This window comes from Mycobacterium parascrofulaceum ATCC BAA-614, from assembly GCF_000164135.1.
In the GTDB taxonomy this organism is placed as follows: domain Bacteria; phylum Actinomycetota; class Actinomycetes; order Mycobacteriales; family Mycobacteriaceae; genus Mycobacterium; species Mycobacterium parascrofulaceum.
Window position 1 is genome coordinate 137,543 of sequence record NZ_GG770559.1, and the last position, 4,792, is coordinate 142,334.

General features: G+C 65.7%; 6 protein-coding genes. All 6 read left to right on the forward strand.

Annotated features, from left to right (window positions below; all coding sequences use genetic code 11):
• Nucleotides 1-129: 129 nt before the first annotated feature.
• The 6 genes from HMPREF0591_RS26225 (at nt 130) to HMPREF0591_RS26250 (ending at nt 4,781) form a co-directional block, all read left to right on the forward strand.
• Nucleotides 130-1,770 carry a ParB/RepB/Spo0J family partition protein gene (locus HMPREF0591_RS26225; protein ID WP_040624057.1) on the forward strand — a complete coding sequence of 547 codons (1,641 nt, stop codon included), beginning with the start codon at nt 130-132 and terminating at the stop codon, nt 1,768-1,770.
• Nucleotides 1,771-2,294: 524 nt separating this feature from the next.
• A complete protein-coding gene (nrdH, locus tag HMPREF0591_RS26230) occupies nt 2,295-2,534 on the forward strand; it encodes a glutaredoxin-like protein NrdH (protein WP_007171792.1) in 240 nt (79 codons plus the stop codon).
• A 31-nt stretch (nt 2,535-2,565) separates the two neighbouring features.
• Nucleotides 2,566-3,213 (forward strand): hypothetical protein, encoded by a 648-nt coding sequence (locus tag HMPREF0591_RS26235; protein ID WP_007171793.1) that lies wholly within the window; start codon nt 2,566-2,568, stop codon nt 3,211-3,213.
• A gap of 32 nt (nt 3,214-3,245) precedes the next feature.
• Nucleotides 3,246-3,827: a hypothetical protein gene (locus tag HMPREF0591_RS26240; protein ID WP_244269116.1), complete on the forward strand. Its 582-nt coding sequence runs from the start codon at nt 3,246-3,248 to the stop codon at nt 3,825-3,827.
• On the forward strand, nt 3,824-4,000 hold the full coding sequence (locus HMPREF0591_RS26245) for a hypothetical protein (RefSeq protein ID WP_007171795.1): 177 nt from the start codon (nt 3,824-3,826) through the stop codon (nt 3,998-4,000). The genes HMPREF0591_RS26240 and HMPREF0591_RS26245 overlap by 4 nt, the downstream gene beginning before the upstream one ends.
• 133 nt (nt 4,001-4,133) lie before the next feature.
• Complete coding sequence (locus tag HMPREF0591_RS26250) at nt 4,134-4,781, forward strand: chymotrypsin family serine protease (RefSeq protein ID WP_007171796.1); 648 nt, start codon at nt 4,134-4,136, stop codon at nt 4,779-4,781.
• Nucleotides 4,782-4,792 lie beyond the last annotated feature (11 nt).

A 4,792-nucleotide genomic window follows, 5' to 3' on the forward strand; every position in this document is an offset into this window, starting at 1 on the left:
CCAGCTCGCAGGCGCGCTCGCGACGCCCGGACCTTGCACTCCGCGGCCCTCATGCCGGCCCAAATCTTCATTGCCAGAAGGCAAACAGAACAGGCGGCCGTGCGCACGCCACCCAAGAAAGGTTCAATCATGACCGACACCATCAACCCCACCGAAGCCAGTGTCAGCGAGCAGTCCCGTGGAACGTTGGAACACCTTGACCCGCAGAGCTTGACGTTGGAACTCAACGTCCGAGATATAGCCGACCTCGACAGCCAGTTCGTGGCCAGTATCAAAGAGCACGGCGTGCTCATTCCGATTGCCGCCGTGCGCGGCGCGGACGGCACCGTGTGGGTGCGCGCCGGACAACGCCGAACCTTGGCCGCGCGCGCGGCCAACCTCACCACCGTTCCGGTCTATGTGCGTCCCGCCAGCGCCAGCGACGAGGCTGACCAGCTCGTCGAACGAGTGTCAGAGCAGCTCGTGGAAAACGACCAGCGCAAGCAACTCACCGAGGCCCAGCGAGCACGCGGCATTCAGCAAATGCTCGATGCTGGCGTGTCGGTGACCAAAGTCGCCAAGAAGCTGTCGGTGGCCAAGGACACCGTCAAGGCCGCCGAGATCGCGGCCAAATCGGCTGCGGCCATGGCTGCCCTCGACGGGGGTCAACTGAGCCTGACCGAAGCCTCAGCGATCACCGAGTTTGAAGACATGGCCGGTGCGGTGGACCGTCTCATCGAGGCCGCTGGTACCCGTCGATTCGAGCACACCGTTGCCCAGCTGCGCGAAGAACGCGCCTCAGCCGAAGCCGAAGCCCAAGCCGCCCAGGTCTACACCGACAAGGGATTCTTGGTCCTTGCCGAGCGGCCCGGTTCATGGGATCCGGCCTGCATCCCGCTGCGCTACCTGGTCACCGAAGACGGGGCCGAAGCCGATGACACCGCTGTCACCAACCCCGCCCATTGGGCGGTGCTGCTCTACGAGGACACCGCACTGTGTGACGTCGAGACCGGCGAGATCGTCGACGAGGACAGCGTTGACTGGGACAACACCGAAGATCAGCCCGACGCCGAACCCGCCGAGGGGCTACGTCACGCCAAGACAGTCACCGAGACAACGGTATTCGTTCCCGAGTACTACTGCGTTGACTACCGCGCTGCCCGGCTGACACCCGTGGACTGGTTCGCCCGGCGTACCGCACTGGTGGACGCCAACACCGGCGCTGCTGTTGATTTGGACGGCGAGCAGCGTGAGGCGGCCCGCCAAAAGGCCGACGAAGAGCGTGCCGAAGCCGAGAAGCGGGAGCGCCGAAAAGTGCTGGCACTGAATAAACTCGGTGATGCGGCGATGCTGGTGCGGCGAGAGTTCGTCGCCAAGCTGCTCGCCCGCAAGACCCCGCCCAAAGGCGCGGCCATCTTCGTTGGCCGCGTGCTGGCCCGCGATAGCTACCTGCTGACCAACCACAACGCGATGGACACGACCGCGGCCCTGCTCGGCGTGGAAAGCGCCGAGGCCGTGGCCCAGCTGGCATCCGGATTGCCTGCCAACGGTGACCCACGCGCCCAGGTGCTGACCCTGGCGCTGGTCTTGGGGGCCCTGGAAGCCCGCACACCCAAGGACGCCTGGCGCAGCAGCAGGCCCAGCTGGAACCACCACGTGGGCAGCGCCGAATACCTGCGCTGGTTGGCTGACAATGACTACCCGTTGGCCGCAGTCGAAGAGATCATCACCGCAACCAAGACCACTGACGAGGTCTACGAGCAGTACCTCGCTGAGGCCGTCAAGGGATAGCGCCAGTCAGGGGCCGGGGCCGCGGAGCCCCGGCCCCTCCCCTGGGCAGGGTGGGTGGTTGCGGGTGGCACGGCGGCGACCGCGCCCTCGCCGGTGGCGCCGGCGGAAACGCCTACGGCGTTACTGGCAATTTATTCTCCACCCTCATCGCCTTTTCAGCATGGCCAGCTGCGGTCTCTGCGCAAGGCCGCGGATAAAGGCCTGACGGCCCGAAAAGTTTTCGCCTAAAAGACGTCGCTGTGCTCCGCGAAAACTTTCCGTCCGGACCGTTGCGCGCCGACCGCATCACGGCCGCCGCAATGCTGGCGATGAGGCGCGAGAGAAAAGGTTGGACAAAGACTGCGGCCCGGCTATGGTCCGGGGCGCCAACCAGATCGGAGGGAGTCGACATGTGCTAAATCTGTCAAAGAACGTGTCGCAATAACACACAAACATACTTATCGAACACGAAATTAGTGCTGTTAGATGTCGGGCAATAGCGATAAAATCGATACAACGAACCACCCCGCAAAAGGATACCAGAAATGGATGCTCTCACCGTTTACTCAAAGCCCGGATGCGTGCAATGCACCGCCGTTTTCCGCACCCTCGACAAACTTGGAATCGAATACCGCCGAGTCGATATTTCCGTGGACCACGACGCACGCGAATACGTGATGGCGCTGGGCTACCTGCAAGCCCCGGTCATCTACGCCGGGCCCGACGACCACCACAGCGGCTTTAGGCCGGACCGGCTACGCGAACTCGCCAACCACGTCGCCTGAGCACCCCGATCACCACCTCAAGGAGCCCACCATGCACCAGCTCACCATCAACCACGACACCCAGCCCGGCACCGTCAGCGACCACTTGGACTTCACGGCAGCCCACCAAGCTCTGCTGAAGTACGCCGTCGGGGCCGACTACTACCTACGGCCCGTGCCCAACACCGCCGCCCACACCAGCTACGAGCTGCTGCGGCTGACCGATCTCGACGACCCCCGACCCTCCCGCGAGCCCCAGGTGGCCGGCATCGCCACCATCGAGGTCATCTCCGACAACGAACCAGCAGTGCCCGCACCATATTTCGTTGCCTGCGACTCCCAGGCCTGGATCAGCGACCACGCCAGCAAGTGGTTATACGGGTCGGATACCGACCCCGGTTACCACTACCCCATCGCAGTGCTGACCATGGCCCGCGGGGAAGCCCGCTTCTACCTGCGTGCCGGGGCGCTGCTGACCGAAGCCGCATCCCTGGCCGGGGCGGACGGCACGGCAAGACCCGACCAAGCCACGGTGGAAGCCCTGCGTCACAACGCCGTAGACAACCTTGTCGCGCCGGACAACCCGGCCGCGATCACCGCCGCGGTGCACCGACTCCTCCCCGCTGAAACCACACCAGCCCAGACCGCCACGCTCATCTGGTACTACGCGCTGCTGTTGTGGGGGGTGAACGCACCATGACCGTCGCGCACAACCTGTGCACCCCACTGACGGTGGTCACCGACACCGCCGATGACACGCCAGATCTCGACGACGAATGGCGGTCCCACACCGTCATCGATGAGTACAGCCCCGAGCACCAGTTCATCGGCTCGCTGATGTGGCTGACCGCCGAGCGTGCCCGCCCCATGCTGGAATTGGTGCCCGACGACGCGATCTGGCGGCCCCAGGCCCGCTGGGTCTATGAACTGATCCGCGCCCTGGTCGATTCCGGCGCAGACCCCACACCGGTAGGCGTCCTAGCGGCCGGCCGCCGGCAATCGGCGCGTCACGCCCTGCAACCTAGCGAGCCGCCCAGCGCCGACACGCACAAGCAGCTGGCCCTCTACCTGTTCGACGCCTACTCCCAAGCCATCGCGCCCGGCGCGTCGATCAGAAGCTATGCCCGCGAAGTGCTTGAGGAGGCCTACCGGAGGGCCTTCGACACCTACGGAATCCGGATGCAGCAGTTAGCGGCCAGCGGCGCTGATCGTGACGACCTGACCGAACAGTTCGCGATGATCCGCGACGAGCTCGCCGAGCTATGGCGCCGCGCAGAAGCCGCAACCAAACCCCCACGGAGCCAACAAGGATGACCGCCCCGCCGACGAGCCCCGATCTTCTCATCGCCGACCGCGCCAGCGCCGCCGTCGCGGACTACGCCCAACCGCTGGGACGCGCGGCACGCACCGCGCACACCTGGATCGACATCCTGCACACCCGCGCCCAAATCCGTGCAGAACGCCACCGCCGCAGCCTCAGACAATAGAACGAACACGGCGCCCGGCAGGCCAGCACGACTGCTCAGGAAAGGACTCACGCCATGACCGACCCCGCCCACCGCCGCGGCCGAGCGCGCCGGCGCACGCCGCGAGGCCCCGCTCCACGTCGGGCTGACAACCATGCTCAGTGCACTCGCCCTGGCCGCCACCGCAATAGGCGGCCCGGCCACCGCCCAGGCGCGAGCCGCCACGATATCCCCCGGCGATGAAATCGACACCATCCAAGCGCACGGCGGCACACGGTGCACCCTGGGCTACACCTTCACCGACCCCGGCACCAACATCAACTACGGCATCACGGCCGGCCACTGCAACAAGGGCAGCGACCACGTGCTTGACCGCACCACCGGCGCGATCGGACATTTCATCCTCACCGTCGCCACCCCCGGCGACAACCTCCAAGATGACTACGGCCTCATCGATTTCGGCGCCCACCATTCGGTGCGCACCATGTACGGCCTGCGCGTGGGCGCCATCTCCACGCCCGACCCCCACACCCCCGTCTGCCACGACGGCATCAGCACCGGCATCGCCTGCGGATCACTGGGCGACATCCTCATCGCCAACCAGTACCTCACCACCGGAATGGCGCCAAGCATTCCCGGCGACTCCGGCGGCCCGGTCTGGCAGTTCGCCCGCGACACCACGGCCACCGTCATCGGCATCTGGCTCGGCGAGCACAACGAAGCCAGCGGCATCCACTACGGACGATTCATCAGCCTCACCGACATCCTGGGCAACATCGCCGCCAAGACGCACGTCCTGTAAGCACGGCGGGG